The 15,700-nt window shown below is 65.1% G+C and carries 13 protein-coding genes; 7 read left to right on the forward strand and 6 right to left on the reverse strand.

Going from position 1 to position 15,700, the window contains the following annotated elements:
* Window positions 1-533 precede the first annotated feature (533 nt).
* Entirely contained in the window at window positions 534-914 is a 381-nt protein-coding gene (locus ACVOLQ_RS08325) for an endonuclease domain-containing protein (RefSeq protein WP_481527684.1), read from the forward strand.
* A gap of 2 nt (window positions 915-916) precedes the next feature.
* A complete protein-coding gene (locus tag ACVOLQ_RS08330) occupies window positions 917-2,554 on the forward strand; it encodes an NAD+ synthase (protein WP_313174514.1) in 1,638 nt (545 codons plus the stop codon).
* Window positions 2,555-2,839: 285 nt separating this feature from the next.
* Here ACVOLQ_RS08330 and ACVOLQ_RS08335 read toward each other — a convergent pair whose 3' ends face one another.
* Window positions 2,840-3,724 (reverse strand): outer membrane protein assembly factor BamD, encoded by an 885-nt coding sequence (locus ACVOLQ_RS08335; RefSeq protein WP_313174581.1) that lies wholly within the window; start codon window positions 3,722-3,724, stop codon window positions 2,840-2,842.
* A 117-nt stretch (window positions 3,725-3,841) separates the two neighbouring features.
* Between ACVOLQ_RS08335 and rluD the strand changes: the two genes are divergently transcribed.
* Genes rluD through ACVOLQ_RS08355 form a run of 4 tightly spaced genes read left to right on the forward strand, consistent with a single transcriptional unit; the run spans window position 3,842 to window position 6,540 of the window.
* A complete protein-coding gene (rluD, locus tag ACVOLQ_RS08340; protein WP_481527685.1) occupies window positions 3,842-4,831 on the forward strand; it encodes a 23S rRNA pseudouridine(1911/1915/1917) synthase RluD in 990 nt (329 codons plus the stop codon).
* A complete protein-coding gene (pgeF, locus tag ACVOLQ_RS08345) occupies window positions 4,831-5,610 on the forward strand; it encodes a peptidoglycan editing factor PgeF (protein ID WP_481527686.1) in 780 nt (259 codons plus the stop codon). Before rluD ends, pgeF begins: the two co-directional genes overlap by 1 nt.
* A 2-nt stretch (window positions 5,611-5,612) precedes the next feature.
* Window positions 5,613-6,146 carry a DUF4166 domain-containing protein gene (locus ACVOLQ_RS08350; RefSeq protein WP_481527720.1) on the forward strand — a complete coding sequence of 178 codons (534 nt, stop codon included), beginning with the start codon at window positions 5,613-5,615 and terminating at the stop codon, window positions 6,144-6,146.
* A complete protein-coding gene (locus ACVOLQ_RS08355) occupies window positions 6,139-6,540 on the forward strand; it encodes a thiol-disulfide oxidoreductase DCC family protein (protein ID WP_481527687.1) in 402 nt (133 codons plus the stop codon). The genes ACVOLQ_RS08350 and ACVOLQ_RS08355 overlap by 8 nt, the downstream gene beginning before the upstream one ends.
* A gap of 242 nt (window positions 6,541-6,782) precedes the next feature.
* On the opposite strand, the gene otsA is transcribed toward ACVOLQ_RS08355, so the two are convergent.
* From otsA to ACVOLQ_RS08380, 5 genes are all read right to left on the reverse strand, one after another.
* Window positions 6,783-8,150, reverse strand: a complete 1,368-nt coding sequence (gene otsA / locus ACVOLQ_RS08360) for an alpha,alpha-trehalose-phosphate synthase (UDP-forming) (protein ID WP_481527688.1) — start codon at window positions 8,148-8,150, stop codon at window positions 6,783-6,785.
* Complete coding sequence (locus ACVOLQ_RS08365) at window positions 8,147-9,925, reverse strand: glycoside hydrolase family 15 protein (RefSeq protein ID WP_481527689.1); 1,779 nt, start codon at window positions 9,923-9,925, stop codon at window positions 8,147-8,149. Before ACVOLQ_RS08365 ends, otsA begins: the two co-directional genes overlap by 4 nt.
* A gap of 54 nt (window positions 9,926-9,979) precedes the next feature.
* The gene (otsB, locus tag ACVOLQ_RS08370) at window positions 9,980-10,726 is read right to left on the reverse strand and encodes a trehalose-phosphatase (protein ID WP_481527690.1); all 747 of its coding nucleotides are present in this window, start codon (window positions 10,724-10,726) and stop codon (window positions 9,980-9,982) included.
* A 214-nt stretch (window positions 10,727-10,940) separates the two neighbouring features.
* Window positions 10,941-12,284, reverse strand: a complete 1,344-nt coding sequence (locus ACVOLQ_RS08375) for an OmpA family protein (protein WP_481527691.1) — start codon at window positions 12,282-12,284, stop codon at window positions 10,941-10,943.
* A gap of 243 nt (window positions 12,285-12,527) precedes the next feature.
* Window positions 12,528-14,960, reverse strand: a complete 2,433-nt coding sequence (locus ACVOLQ_RS08380; protein WP_481527692.1) for a TonB-dependent receptor plug domain-containing protein — start codon at window positions 14,958-14,960, stop codon at window positions 12,528-12,530.
* A gap of 219 nt (window positions 14,961-15,179) precedes the next feature.
* On the opposite strand from ACVOLQ_RS08380, the gene ACVOLQ_RS08385 reads away from it, so the two are divergent.
* The gene (locus tag ACVOLQ_RS08385) at window positions 15,180-15,653 is read left to right on the forward strand and encodes a DUF3574 domain-containing protein (protein ID WP_481527693.1); all 474 of its coding nucleotides are present in this window, start codon (window positions 15,180-15,182) and stop codon (window positions 15,651-15,653) included.
* Window positions 15,654-15,700 lie beyond the last annotated feature (47 nt).

Below are 15,700 nucleotides of genomic sequence, written 5' to 3' on the forward strand. Positions count from 1 at the left end.
GTAAAAGCCAAAAACAAAAACAAAAACAACATCTAAGAGCCTGCCCTCACCCCTACCCCTCTCCCGCAGGCGGGAGAGGGGACAGCCAGAGCCAAAGCCCAAGCCCAAGTCACAGCCACAGCCACAGCCACAGCCAGAGCCAGAGCCAGAGCCAGAGCCGGAGCCGGAGCTGGAGCTGAAGTCCAAGTCGACGTTAGATCACTGACTAAAGCTCATCTTTTGCACTGGCTGTAGCTTTGGCTTTGGCTTTGGCTTTAGCTGTGGCTGTGGCTGTGACTTGGGCTTGGGCTTTGGCAGTGGCTCTGGCTCTGGTTCTAGCTCTAGCTCCGGCTGTTGCTTTCCCCTCTCCCGCCTGCGGGAGAGGGGTAGGGGTGAGGGGAAGCTCTGGCTTTTTGCCGTTAGCCTTTCCCATCGCTATCTGTCACCTCGAAGGCAGCGCCCCAAAAGCCAAAATCGTTACATCCCAAAGCGCGCTTTCCCTGATTTCAACCACCGCCTTGCCAGGTAATCGTCCCCCTACAAAGGAGGCAACCATGCGCAAAGGCAGCAAGACCAACTGCGCCCGTGTCCTGCGCCGACGCATGACAGATGCCGAACGACGCATCTGGTACTTCCTCAGAGGGCGCCACCTGGCCGACTTCAAGTCCCGCCGGCAACACCCCATCGGGCCTTATGTCGTGGATTTCGTCTGCCTGGAGCAAAAACTGGTTATCGAACTCGACGGCGGCCAACACGCATCCGACCCCAACGACCCCCGTCGTGACGCCTTCCTGCAACGGCAGGGCTACCGCGTGCTGCGCTTCTGGAATAATGAGGCCCTGAGCCACACCGACGCGGTCTGCGAAAGCATCCGGCGCGCGGCGTTGGTAACACCAAGCCCCCGCAGGGTGCGGGGCCAAGCAGAAGGTTGTTGATCATGTCCGAAACGCTACGCATCGCCCTGGCCCAGTTCGATTTCCCGGTCGGGGACGTGGCCGGCAACGCCAGCCGTATCATCGAGCTGATGCATGAGGCGCGTGACGAATACGGCGCCGACGTGGTGCTGCTTCCGGAACTGGCCATCAGCGGCTATCCGCCTGAAGACCTGCTGATGCGGCCGGGCTTCCTGCGCAGCTGTGAGCAGGCGTTGGCGCGTGTCGCCGCGCAGGCCCAAGGCATCGTCGCCGTCGTCGGTTGGCCGCAAAGCGCTGGAGCGGTGGTTTACAACGCGGCGAGCGTGCTCCGTGACGGCGCCATTGCCGCAACTTACCGCAAGCGCGAGCTACCCAATTACGCCGTGTTCGACGAACGCCGCTACTTCGACGTGGACCCGGATGGCGGTAACTGCGTGTTCGAGGTGAACGGCGTGAAATTGGGGCTGGTGATCTGCGAAGACCTCTGGTTTCCCGAGCCGCTTGCCGCCACCGTCAAGGCCGGCGCCGAGCTGGTGCTGGTGCCCAATGCCTCACCTTATGAGCGCGGCAAGCACGCCCAGCGCGATGCCCTGCTGGCCGAACGCAGCCGCGAGAGCGGTGCCGCCATCGCCTACGTCAACACCGTCGGCGGCCAGGATGCGGTGGTGTTTGATGGCGCGTCGGTGGTCGCCGATGGTGATGGCACGGTGCACCCGGCCGCGGTTGCCTTCACCGAGGAAATGCTGCTGGTCGAATACAACGTCGCCGCGCGCAGCTTCATGCCGCTGCGCTGGATCGATGATGGCGATGAAAGCATGGACGCGCTGGCCTGGCGCGCGGTTACCCGCGGCATCCAGGACTATTGCGGCAAGAATGGCTTCAGCAAGGTGTGGCTGGGCCTGTCCGGTGGCATCGACTCGGCGTTGGTGCTGGCCTTGGCCGTGGATGCATTGGGTGCCGAGAATGTCACCGCGGTCAGCCTGCCATCGCGCTATACCGCCGATCTGTCCAATGATCTGGCGGTGGAACAATGCCGTGCGCTTGGGGTGAAGCTTGAAACCGTGCCGATCGAGCCGGCCTTCCAGGGATTGATGCAGTCGCTGTCGACGATGTTCGAGGGCCAGGCGGCCGATGTCACCGAAGAAAACCTGCAGTCGCGCAGCCGTGGCGTGATCCTGATGGCCTTGGCCAACAAGTTCGGCGGCCTGCTGCTGACCACCGGCAACAAGAGCGAGTACGCCGTCGGCTATGCCACCATCTATGGGGATATGTGCGGCGGCTATGCGCCGTTGAAGGACCTGTACAAGACCGAAGTCTACGGTCTGTCCAAGTGGCGCAATACGGTGGGCGGCGCGCCGGTGATTCCGCCTGCGGTCATCGCGCGGGCGCCTTCGGCGGAATTGCGCGACAACCAGACCGACCAGGATTCGCTGCCGGCCTACGATGTGCTGGACGGCATCCTGTATCGCTATATCGACCAGGAACAGTCGCGCGAAGACATCGTCGCTGCAGGTTACGCGCCGGAAGTGGTGGATCGGGTACTGAAGCTGGTGCGGATCAGTGAGTGGAAGCGGCACCAGGCCGCGCCTGGTCCGAAGGTGTCTCGGCGCGCCTTTGGCCGCGAGCGCCGTTATCCCATTACCAATGGCTACCGCGGTTGATCGGCTGACTTCCGGCGGATGCAAATAGAAGGGGCCGCAAGGCCCCTTCTATGAGGAGGGGGCTGAAGCTTGAAGGCCAAAAGCTCCCCCCGTCCGCCCTCCGGGCACCTTCCCCCGCAAGCGGGAGAAGGGAAGAGCCAAAACCCAGGCCAAAGCCAAAGCTCAAAGCCGAAGTCAAAGCTCAAAGCCGAAGTCAAAGCTCAAAGCCGAACCCAAAGCCCACAAATCCGGAAACAAGAAAGGGGCCCTTGGGCCCCTTTCCTTCACCACAATTACCGCTACCGCTTACTTGCCGCGGTTCATCGTGGCATTGCTCTGGCCGGTGGCTACCGAACGCTCCCCGGCAAACGGGTTCAGCTTGCGGATCATCCACGGGTACTTCGGCCAGTTGCCGGCCAGCCACGGGTGCTCGGGCTGGTTCAGCTGCAGCACGCGGCGGGCGTCGTCAGCCAGGGTCTTGTTGCCCAGATGCGTGTAGGCCTCGCCCAGCAGCGCTACCGCGTCGTACTGGAAGGCGCTCTGCGGATAGGTCTCCAGCAGGTAGTTGGCGCGGCCAACCACCGACACCCAGGCGCCGCGACGGGCGTAATACAGCGCATCGTCCAGCTCATGCTGGGCGAACACATCGCGCAACTCGATCATGCGCTGGCGCGCATCGGCGGCGTAACGGCTGTTCGGGTAGCGCTCGGTGACGATGTTGAAGTCGGCATAGGCCTGGCGCGGGGTCGACAGATCGCGGCGGCTCGGGTCCAGCGACCATACGCGGCGCAGGAAAACCGTATCGCGGTTGCCGTTGGCAAGGCCGCGCAGGTAGTACAGGTAAGCGATGTTGCGGTGGGTCGGGTAGGTGCGGATGAAGCGGTCGATGCTCGACACCGCGTCATCGTTCTTGCCGGCCTTGTACTGAGCGTAGGCGCTTTCGATCATCGCCTGCTCGGTGTACGGGCCGTACGGGTACTGCGCAATCAGGCGCTTGAAGCTGGTTTCGGCACCGGACCAGTTGCCGCCCTCCATCAGCTTGTGGCTCTTTTCGAACAGTTGTTCGACCGGCGCGCCTTCGTCGGCGTCCTTCTTGGCGCCGCGGTGGCAGCCAGTGGCGACGAAGACCAAAACCAGCAGCAGGGCGGTGAGGCGGACGGGCGCGGACAGCAGCGAAGAGCGTCGGATCATGGGTTCAGGGCAGGACGCGGCAGGAATACGAAGGGGCGATGATAGCCTAGTGGCCTGTCCTGCGACTGACTGTTGTCGCTTGGACCCCATAATTTCGTCTTTAGCCGGTCTTTGCCCATGTCCGAGAACACCTCTTCCAGCCCGCGCCAGGCGCAGGTTCCCGATTCCGCCGCCGGTCGTCGCTTCGACGCGGTCCTGGCCGAACTGTTCCCCGAATTCTCCCGTTCGCGGCTGACCGAATGGATCAAATCCGGCGCAGTTCTGCTCGATGGCGAGCCCGTCCGCCCGCGCGATCCGGTCCGCGGCGGCGAAATCGCCACCCTGAATGCGGTGCTGGAGGTCGAAGTGCATGCGCAGCCGGAGGACATCCCGCTGTCGATCCTGTACGAGGACGAGCATGTGTTCGTGATCGACAAGCCGGCTGGCCTGGTGGTCCATCCGGGCGCTGGCAATCCCAGCGGCACCCTGCTCAACGCCTTGCTGTTCCGTGACCCGGCCATCGCCAAGGTGCCGCGCGCCGGCGTGGTCCATCGCCTGGACAAGGACACCAGCGGGGTCATGGTGGTGGCCCGCACTGTGCAGGCGCAGACCGCGCTGGTGGAGCAGCTTTCCGCGCGCGAGGTCCACCGCCAGTACCTGGCGGTGGTGGTGGGTGCGCTGGTTTCGGGGGGCACGGTGGATGCGGCGATCGATAGGCATGCGCGCGATCGCCTGAAGATGGGTGTACGCGAGGACGGCAAGGAGGCGGTGACCCATTACCGCCTGCGTGAGCGCTTCCGCGCCCACACTGCGCTGGAGTGCCGCCTGGAAACCGGCCGTACCCACCAGATCCGCGTGCATATGGCGCATCTGAAGCACGCCATCGTCGGTGATCCGCTGTACGGCGGCTCGCTGAAACTGCCCAAGGGCGCCACCGATGAGCTGGTAGCGGCGCTGCGCAGCTTCAAGCGCCAGGCGCTGCATGCCGAGACGCTGGAGTTCCAGCACCCGATCAGCGGCGAAACCATCAGCAATACCGCGCCGGTTCCGGCTGACCTGGTTGCGCTGATGAAGGTGCTGCGCGAGGACTCCAAGGCCTTTGCCGAGCGCGAACGAGGCCGTTGGTAATGGCCGGGGCGAGCCCGCTGTGGCTGGCCGACTGGCCTGCGCCCCCGGGGGTGCGGGCCTTCACCACGATGCGCCATGGCGCCGGCGGCTCGCTGCCGCCGTTTGACAGCTTCAATATGGGCAACCGGACCGCTGCTGACGGCGACGATCCGGTCCAGGTGCAACGCAACCGCGACGCCTTGCAGCAGCTGGCCAAGCTGCCCTCGGCCCCGCACTGGCTGCGCCAGGTGCACAGCAGTGACGCCCTGCGCTTTGACGCGCCGCCGCTGGCACAGGGGCTGGAGGCAGAGCCGACCGCCGATGCCTCCGTCACGTCCGTCCCGGGCGTGGTGCTGGCCATCCTCACCGCCGACTGCCTGCCGGTGGTGTTCGCCGCCCGTGATGGCAGCGAAGTGGCCGCTGCCCATGCCGGTTGGGGTGGGCTGGCGCGCGGCATGCTGGAGAACACCCTGGCGGCCATGCACACCCCCGCCGAGGCGCTGGTGGCGTGGATAGGCCCGGCGGCCGGTCCGGCCCTGTACGAGGTGGGCGTGGACGTGCGCGAGGCCTTCCTGGCGCATTCCAGCGCCGCTGAAAGCCACTTCGTCGCTACCCGGCCCGGTCACTGGAAGGTGGACCTGCCGGGGCTGGCCCGGCAGCGGCTGGTTGCGGCGGGCATGCAGGCGCAGGCCATCCATGGCGGTGACCTGTGCACCATGGCCGATCCACAGCGCTGGTTCTCGCATCGGCGCGACCGCCGCAGTGGCCGTATCGCCACCCTGGTGTGGATGGAGCGATGAGCCTGCCGCTGTTCGCGCAGGTGCTGGGCCCCGCGTTTGAGCAGCTGGCACCACAGGTGCGCGCGTTGCACGCGATCCCCGCCCGCCAGCGCTGGAGCGGGCAGGGCGAGGTGCTGCGTGGCAGCCACTGGCTGGTGGCGCCCTGCGCCTGGCTGGCGCGGCTGCCGCCGACCTCAAGCGTACCGGTGACGGTGGAGTTCGTGGTCGATGCTGCGGGTGAACGCTGGAACCGGCAGTTCGGTGCCGCGCGCATGGCCTCGCGGCTGTGGCAGCGCGGGGGGCGCTTGTTCGAACAGTTGGGGGCGGTGCGCTTCCGGTTTGGCCTGCGCGAGCAGGACGGGCAGATCCTTTGGCGGGCCGAGCGGGTCTGGGCCTTCGGCGTGCTGCCGCTGCCGGCGCGCTGGTTCGCCCAGGTGCATTGCCGCGAGCGTGAGCACCAGGGGCGCTATGAATTCCTGGTGGATGTCTCGATGCCGCTGATCGGGCGGTTGATCCGTTACGAAGGTTGGCTGTTGCCGGAGGGCAGGCATGGCTGAGCCGGCGGTGATCGTGTTCGATGGTGTCTGCGCGCTGTGCAGCCGCTGGGTGCGCTTCCTGCTGCGTTTTGATCGGGCCGGGCGCTACCGCTTTGCCGCGATGCAGGGCGGGCAGGGCCGTGCGCTGCTGGCCACGCATGGGCTGGACCCGGATGACCCGCTGTCGTTCCTGCTGGTGGCTGAGGGCGTGGCGTATACAGATACGGACGCGATCCTGCGGGTGCTGACCGGGCTGGACGGCGCTTGGCGTCTGGCCGGGATTGTGCGGGTGTTGCCGGCCTCCCTGCGGGATCCGGCGTATCGCTGGTTGGCACGGAATCGCTACCGCTGGTTTGGGCGGCATGACAGCTGTTTTCTGCCGACGGCGGAGCAGCGCGGGCGGTTTTTGGATTGAGTGGTTGTCTTGGGGTCTACGGGCTGGAAGCTTCCCCTCACCCCAACCCCCGCTCCGCGCCCCGGCCCTCGCGCTGGCGCGAGGTCGTTCAAGGAGCAGCGAACCGGTGGTTCGCAAGCTGCTCCTCTCACCCCGCAGGCGGGAGAGGGGCTCGCATTGCTTGCACTCGTAGTGCATTAGCCTCTCTCCCGCACGCGGGAGAGGGGGTGGGGTGAGGGCAGGCTCTTGCCTTCGCTCCAGCCCTAAGCCCCCTCCAACGCCAACAGATAATCCCGCCGCCAGCGATGGATATCATGCGTGCGCAGCTGCTCCATCATCACCTGCCAACGCTCGATCCGCTCTGCCCGCGGCATATTCGCCGCCGTCGCGATGGCATCGGCCACGCCATCCAGATCATGCGGATTGACCAGCAGCGCCTGCTTCAATTCATCCGCCGCCCCGGCCAATAGCGATAGCACCAACATGCCCGGATTCTCCGGGTCCTGCGCGGCGATGTACTCCTTGGCGACAAGATTCATGCCGTCGCGCAAGGGCGTCACCAAGCCCACGGCTGCCTGCCGGTAGAACCCGGTCAATGTGCTGTGTGCATAGTTCTGGTTGACGTAACGCAGCGGCGTCCAATCCGCCTCGGCATGGCCGCCGTTGATATGCCCTGCCAGGCGTTCCAGGTCGCTGCGCAGCTTGCGGTACTCGGTGACACTGCCGCGCGACACCGGGGCGATCTGCAGATAGGTCATCTCGCCCTTCTGCTGCGGGTAGCGGTCGAGGTAGCGCTCGAAGCCGTGGAAGCGTTCCGGTAGACCCTTGGAGTAGTCCAGCCGGTCCACACCGATTGCCAGCTTGCGGTGTTGCAGGCTCTGGCGCAGATCGCGTACCGGCTTGTTGCTGGCGGCGCTGCGCGCCTGCCGCGCGATGTGTTCGGTATCGATGCCGATGGGGAAGGCCGAGGTGCGCACGCGGCGTCCGTCCGGTGCCTGTATCCACTCGTTGTCGACCAGGCCGCCACCGCCGAACAGGCGCACATAGGACTGGAAGCGGTCGACATCGCGGCGGGTCTGGAAGCCGAGCAGATCGTATGCGTACAAGGTCTGGAACAGGGCGCGGTGATCGGGCAAGGCCTGGATCAGGTCCGCCGACGGCACCGGCACGTGCAGGAAGAAGCCTATCCGGCAGCCCACGCCGCGCTCGCGCAGCAGGGATGCCAGCGGGATCAGGTGGTAGTCGTGGATCCACACCGTGTCGTCGTCGCGCAGCAGCGGCGCCAGCGTATCGGCAAACAAGGTGTTGACCTTCCAGTAGCCCTCGCGCTTGCGGCGGTCGTAGTCGACCAGGTCCAGGCGGAAATGCAGCAGCGGCCACAGTGCTCGGTTGGCGAAGCCGTTGTAGTAGTTGTCCAGGTCGGATTTGGACAGGTCCATGGTGAGGTAGCGGATGGCACCATCCTGCGCTTCGTGCAGCGCGCCGCTGTCGCCTGCGACGCTGCGGCCGCTCCAGCCAAACCACAGTCCACCGCGCTCGCGCAGCGCCGCCAGCAGGCCGGTTGCCAGCCCGCCGGCGCGGTTTTCGCCAGGCAACGCCACCCGGTTGGAGACGACAACCAAGCGGCTCACGAGGCCTCCTGCCAGCTGCGCGACAGGCGCATGGCGGCGATCACCAGCCCCACATGCGAGTAGGTCTGCGGGAAATTGCCCCAGGCCTGGCCATCGAAGGACAGGTCCTCGGACAGCAGGCCCAGGTGATTGCGTTGCTGCAGCAGCACCTCGAACATGGCGCGCGCTTCGTCGATGCGGCCAATCGCCGCCAATGCGTCGATGTACCAGAACGTACAGATGGTGAAGCTGGTTTCCGGTGCGCCAAAGTCATCCGGGGCGATGTAGCGGTACAGCGCATTGCCGTGCTTCAGGTCACGGCCGATGGCTTCGACGGTGGCGATGAAGCGGGCGTCATGGGCATCGATGAAGCCGATGTCGGCCAACAGCAACAAGGAGGCATCCAGCCGGTGACCGCCGAAGGTGTCGGTGAAGTGGCCAAGCTGCTCGCTCCAGCTCTCATGCATGATCCGCGCGTGAATCTGGTTGGCCCGTTCGCGCCAGTACACGGCGCGGCCTTCGAGTTTCAAGCGGGTTGCGATCTTCGAAAGCCTGTCACAGGCCGCCCAACACATCGCACTGGTGTAGGTATGCACTTCGGTACGGCCACGGAATTCCCACAGCCCGGCATCCGGGACGTCGTGCAAGGCGAAGGCCTGCTCGCCAAGAGGTTCCAGTCGCGCGAAGGTGTGCGTGTCGCCGGGGTCCTGCAGGCGCTGGTCGAAGAACAACTGGGTGGAAGCCAGCACCACGCTGCCGTAGACATCGTGCTGGCGCTGCACCCAGGCCAGGTTGCCGCGGCGTACCGGGCCCATGCCGCAATAGCCGGACAGCGTGGCGACTTCCTCCTCATCAAGTTTGGCTTCGAAGCCGATGCCGTACAGCGGCTGCAGGCTGCCGTCGGTGCTGGCAAGGTTGAAGATGTAGCCCAGGAACTGCTCCATGGTGCGGGTCGCACCGAGCCGGTTGAGCGCGCGCACCACGAAGGCGGCATCACGCAGCCAGCAGTAGCGGTAATCCCAGTTGCGGCTGCTGCCGGGGGCCTCCGGGATGGAGGTGGTCATCGCCGCGATGATGGCGCCGCTGTCCTCGTACTGGCACAGTTTCAAGGTGATGGCGCTGCGGATCACCGCGTCCTGCCATTCCAGCGGTACCGACAGGTAACGCACCCATTCGCGCCAGTAGTCGCGCGTGCGCTGCATGGCCTCCTGCACATAGCCGCTGAGCGAGCGGTTGAGCGATTCATCCACGCCCAGCACCAGGTGCACGCGGTGGTTGAGCACGAACGGCAGGCCATCGCGCACGAAGCGCACCGGTACGTCGGTGGTCAGGCGCAGGACGTGGTCCGGCAGCAGCCAGCGGATGTGGTTGCTGCCCCAGGTGGTTTCCGGCTGGTGCGCGCCCCAATCGGCCAACGGCCGCGCGCGCACGATGATGCGTGGGCTGCCAGATAGCGGGGTGACCTGGCGGATCAGGCTGACCGGGCGGTAGAAGCGGTCGTTCTGGCGCCAGCGCGGGGCGAAATCGATGATCTGCACCGCGCCGCCATGCTGGTCGTACAGCACCGTGCGCAGGATGGCGGTATTGGTGAGATAGGACTGCTCGCTGTCGCGGAAGTCCTCCAGCTCGATGCCGAAGTCACCGCCAGGGTGCTGGTTGGGGCCGAGCAGGGCGCAGAAGGCCGGGTCGCCATCGAAGCTGGGCAGGCAGCTCCACACCACACGCGCCTGTTTGTCGATAAGCGCACCGAAACTGCCATTGCCAACTACGCCAAGGTCGAGGGTGGCGTCTTGCATTGCATACTCCTGGTTGCGCGAACGCCGCTGGCGCCGCTGTTTCCTCCGGGTGGGTCAGGTAGTGGCTGCGCGCAGCCAAGCGTGGACGGCATTGATATCAGGCAGGGCGGAGCGGGCGTGGCTGTCTCCACGCTGGCCGACCAGTACGCCGAGGCCGCCAGCGTGCTGCGCTGCCTGGAAGCCGTGTTCGTCGGTGAGGTCATCGCCGATGAAGATCGGGCGCCGGCCTTGGAAAGGCGGTTGTTGCATCAGTTGCTGCAGTGCGCGGCCCTTGTCGTGGCCACTGCCGACAAACTCGATCACATGATTGCCGGGTTGCAGGCGCACGCCGGGCAGCTGCGGCAGCGAGGCATTGGCAAAGGCGATCACTGCCGCACCCGCGTCGGGCGCGTTGCGCCAATGCAATGCCAGGGCCTGGCCTTTGTTCTCGATCAGTACGCCGGGATGGGCATGTGCCAGCTGCATCGCGCGCTGGTGCAGTGCATGCAGCCAGCTGGCGGTATCGCTTTCGGCAAGCGCAGCATCGACGGCGGTGAGCAGTTGCGCGCCGTGCAGCCCGGCCATCGGTAGCTGCAGTGGCGCGAACATTGTCTGCAGCTGGCCGACGGGGCGCCCACTGAGCAGCGCCAGCGCACCGCCAAGACGCTGCTGCACGCTGGCCAGCAGCGTGAGCAGTGGGGGATCGGGCACTACCTTGTCCGGGTGGTCGGCAAAGGCGAGCAGGGTGCCATCCACGTCGAGAAACAGTGCGTCGTCGTCTGCCAGCGCCGGAGGTGGCGGTCGCTGTAGGTCATCAAGCATGCGGACACTATGCCGCGGCGGTTGTTACAGGAAGGTCATTTGGGGTGAACGGTTTGGGTTTACGTGTCTTAAGAGCGCCCTCACCCCAACCCCTCTCCCGCGTGCGGGAGAGGGGCTAGTGGACTACGAGTGCGCGCGATGCGAGCCCCTCTCCCGCGCGCGGGAGAGGGGTTGGGGTGAGGGCAAGCCGTTGTGCTTCACCCAAGGCAGAACATCACTTGCTAACCGCAAACTCGATCCGCCGGTTCTGCGCACGGCCTTCTTCATTGTCATTGCTGGCGCGTGGCTTTTCCTGGCCATAGCCCTTGGCAGTTAGCGTATCGGCGGCAACCCCCAGTTCGACCAGCTTGGCCACCACCGCATCGGCGCGCTGCTGGCTCAAGGTCACGTTGGCAGCGGCATCACCGGTGTTGTCGGTATGCCCACCGACCTCGATCCTGGTACCCGCCGGTGCCTGCTTGATCGCGTTGGCGGCGCTGGTCAGCGTCTCCATGCTGTCGCGGGTGATGGTGGCCGAGCCGGTGTCGAAGTAGATGTTCATCAGGTTCAGCGCCTTGACCAGGTCAGCGCCGCTGAAACCGGCTTTGAGTCCCGACAATGCCGCTGCCGCACGGTCCCACAAGCCACTGATCTCGAAGCCGCCGAACAGGTTGCGCAGCTTGTCACTCACCGTGAAACGATCGGCTTCGGCCATGCCGCTGGTGTCGATGTTGAGCTTGTCGCCATCGAAGCCGAACTTCAGGCCTTTGGCTTTCAGCTCAGGCAGCGCGGCGATCAGCTTGTCCAGCCAGTTGGCAGGCAGGGTAGCGGGATCGACAGTGATGTCACCGGACAGGTTGCTCTCGCCATAGGTGGCCTTGAGTGCATCCCATAGCCGCGTCTTGTCGGAATCGGCGGCAACCCGGCCGTTGACCATGACCTTGCCGTCCACGTTCTCGAAGCCAAAGCGGGCGTTTGCCTGGGCGGCGGGCTCTGATGCGGGAGCAGTTGGCGCGGTCGCCACCGGCTCTGCCGCCGGTGGTGCGGCGACATCCTCCTTCTTGCAGCTGCGGAACAGCAGGAACGCTGCGATCAGGATGATCAGCGGAATCAGCCATTTCCAGAAGCTTCCGGATGCGGCTGGCGGGGGCACGGCGGCACCGCCGCTATAGCCTGCAGCAGGTGTTGTGGTGCCAAACCATCGGTCGTAGTCGGCCGGGCGCGCGCTGGGGATGCTGCCGCCCTGGGTCAATTGGCCGACGATCTTCGGCAGCAACCAGGCACCGGCCATATTCACCGCGGCAGGGGGAATGCCGAGTTTGTTGGCGATGCCGCTGGCCAGGTTCTGGCCGAAGCCGGCGCTGAACTGGTCCGGCTGCAGGACGTTGTCGCCGGGTGTGGTGCCTATCCAGGAGGCGAACAGCGTGTCCAGGCCTGCGTCATCAAAGCGCTTTCGCAGCCCGGCAAAGCCACCGTAGGCGGGATCGAAGATGTTATCGACAAGCTGGCGCACCAGACGCCCTGCGTTGTCGCCAAGATGAAAGCGGCTGGCCGCTTCGCGAATCAACGACTCGAACATATACGCCTCCGCAATGGATGGCCGGGCTGGAATGCGCCGGCAGGCGTAAGGAGCGCTCTGTGCTGTTAAAGCTGGATGAATTCGGGTGGCATGAGCTAGAAGCTTCCCCTCACCCCAACCCCTCTCCCGTGAACGGGAGAGGGGCTAGTGCACTACGAGCGCAAGCAATCGGAGCCCCTCTCCCGCGCGCGGGAGAGGGGTTGGGGTGAGGGGAAGCTTTTAAAAAGCCATCCCCCCGAAAAATCAGAACGTAAACCGCACCCGCCCATACCAGTAGGCGCCATTGCTGCCGATTGGCGACAACACGTCATACGGCAGGTTGCCGAAGTAGTAGATGTCTTCGTTCGACTTGTCCGGGTAGTTGTCGGTCAGGTTCTGCCCGCCCACCGCCACGCTCCATTGCGGTGTGATGCGGTACTCGACTTCCGCATCCAGCTGCCATTCGGCCTGGTAGGTCTGGGTCGGGACGTAGCCGCCACCAAAATCGAAGACGCGCTTGGCGCTGCCATGACGGCTGACGCGGCTGCTCAGTGACCAGCTGTCATTGGCCCAACTGGCGGCGAACTGTGCGCGGGTACGCGGTGCGGCATCGGTGAGCGTATTGCTCTCCTCCACGCCGAACAGCACGTAGTCCGGATTCAGTGCGAGCAACTGCGAAGGCGTGGCGACGACGTTCTTCAACTCGGTTTTGGCGTAACTCCAGGTGCCGGTCAGCAGCAGCTCACCGTCACCCAGCGACTGCCGCCAGTTGCCGACGAACTCGGCGCCACGGGTACGGGTATCGGCGGCGTTGACGAAGTAATGCGCGCTTTCCAGCCCGCCGATGCCGAACTGCTGCTGCACGAAATCGGTCAGCGCATCGCCGGTAATGCTTTCCGACAGAGCAATGCGGTCATCGATATCGATCTGGAACAGGTCCAGCGACAGGTCGAAGTGGCTGCCGATCTGGCTGGTGAAGCCGAGGCTGTAGTTGATCGACTTCTCCGGCTTCAGGTCGCTTGCGCCCAGCGCCCGCGCGATCGGATTGTTGACCGACAACAGGCGGCCCTGCACCAGCTGGCCACCGGCGGTATAGCCGGTTGAAGTGGATTCGTAGCCGATCTGGCTCAGCGACGGCGCGTGGAAGTTGTTGGAGACCGAACCACGCAGCGCGAACGCCGGCGCAAACGCGTAGCGCGCGCCGATCTTGCCGGTCAGCTCGCCACCGAAGTCCTCGTAGTGCTCATAGCGTGCAGCGATATCGGTGGAGAACTTCTCGCCGAAGGTCGAGGACAGGCTGGTGTAGGCACTGAACACATCGCGCGACAGATGCGCTTCGTCCTGCGGGGTCAGGCCGCCGCCGGCCTGCGAGCCGGTCGGGCGGTCGGTGTAGGGGCCGGCGGCGTAGCTGGCCGGGTCACCGGCACCGGTTTCATAACGCTCGTGGCGTCCTTCGATGCCGAAGCCAAGGCTGTGGCTGTCGTTGGCACGCACGAAAATGCGTCCGAAATCGAGGTTGGCCACGGTCTGCGCGAAACTGAAATCGGCGGTTTTGAAGCGGGTCGGGCTGGTCGGGCCGAGCGAAGCGTTGAGCGAATTGCGCAGGCGATAGGTGAATTCGTTGCGGCCATGGTCGAGGCTGGCATCGTAGTTCCAGTCGCCGAGTTCACCGCGGGCACCGGCCACCAGCTGCACATCCAGGTTTTCGCCTTCGGAGATCGGCCGGTAACCGTTCGGGTACAACTCCTTCCAGTTGGCTTCGCCGTCCGGGTAACGGAAGTAATTGGCGCCTTCGGTATCGCGCTGGTTGTAGGTGCCGAAGGCATAGGCCTTGGAGGCGGCGCCGAACGGGATTTCGGCATTGAACCAGGCATTGAGGTCCTTGCTGGCGCCATCGCCCAGTGAGTAATTGCGCTTGCCGGCCAGGGCCAGATTGTCAGGGGTCTGTGCTTCCCACGGCGGGATCTGATCGAAACCGGCACGGTTGGTGGCTTCGCGGTTCTTCAGCTCCAGGCCGACGCGCAGGAAGCCGCCGTCGTCCGTCAGCGCGGTGCCGACCTTGGCGCTGAAGAAGCTGGTCTGGCCATCGGTCAAGGTGCGGTCGATCGGCTTGAGGTCGGTGTGGTGCGCGCCGAAGCTGGCTTCGATGGCGCCGCCTTCCGGCGCGTCGTCGAGGATCACGTTGATCACGCCGGCCACCGCATCGGAGCCATACAGCGCGCCGGCGCCGTCACGCAGCACCTCGATGCGCTTGATCGCGCTGACCGGGATGGCATTGAAATCTACCGGCGTGGTGCCCTTGCCGATCTTGCTGTCGGTGTTGACCAGGGCGCTGTTATGGCGACGCTTGCCGTTGATCAGCACCAGCACATGGTCGGGTGACAGGCCGCGCAGCTGGGCGGCGCGGATGTGGTCGGCACCGCCGGAGTTGGACTGGCGCGGGAAGTTGAACGAGGGCAGCAGCGCCTGCAGCGCGCTGCCCAGCTCGCCGTTGACCACGCCAGCCTTGCGGATGTCCTCGGCACTGAGCACGTCCACCGGCGAGGTGGACTCCAGCACGGTTCGGTCGACGGCGCGGGTGCCGGTGACGATCACCGTATCCAGATTGGTCGCCTGCTGGACGTCCTGGGCAAAAGCGGGGGAAGACAGCGCCAGCGCGATGGCCAGGCCGAGCGGGGCCGAGGTGGGGCGGGACATGGGAGCTCCAGAAACTGTGGGGAAAGCGGGACGTGGGGGAGGCGCGGATGGTGAAAAGGCTTCAGGCAACACTTGCATCCATCCGGATGAAGCGATATATTATCTTCGCGTTAACGGCGGCCGGGATGCAAGTCCTGCTGGCAATTGGTTGATAACCAAACGCGATATCCCCTGCGGTGCCTTGGATGCCACCGTGTCGTTCCTGTCCGGAGGTTTTCCATGAAGTTGCACGCTGTCCTGTTGCCCCTGTTGTTTGCCGTTGCCGGAGCTGCCCTCGCCGCTCCACCTGCTGCCGAGCCTGCACCCAGTGCCCAATTGCACGGCGATGCAGCGCGACCGGCCGAAGCCGCTGGCTGGTCACGCAGCGAGCTGTATTTCGGCGTCGGCGAGGAAACCGGGCCATCGGCACGTGAGCAGACCGACGTGATCAGCGAGGCGCAGTGGCGCGCCTTCCTGGACAGGGAAGTGACGCCGCGCTTTCCCGATGGCCTGACCGTGTTTGATGCTTACGGCCAGTGGCTGTTCCGTGGCGCGGCCGAGCCCAACCGGTTGCGCACCAAGGTGCTGGTGATCCTGCACGAGGACAGCCCGCAGCGGCGCAACGACATCGAAGCCATCCGCCTGGCCTGGAAGCAGGCCACCCGGCACCAGTCGGTGCTGTGGTCGCGGCAGCCGGTCGAGGTTTCGTTCTGACCGGCACTGGATCGGCTAGCCTTCGGGCAGCCTCCAACCGCAGATGA

Source organism: Stenotrophomonas sp. STEN031 (genome assembly GCF_056759975.1).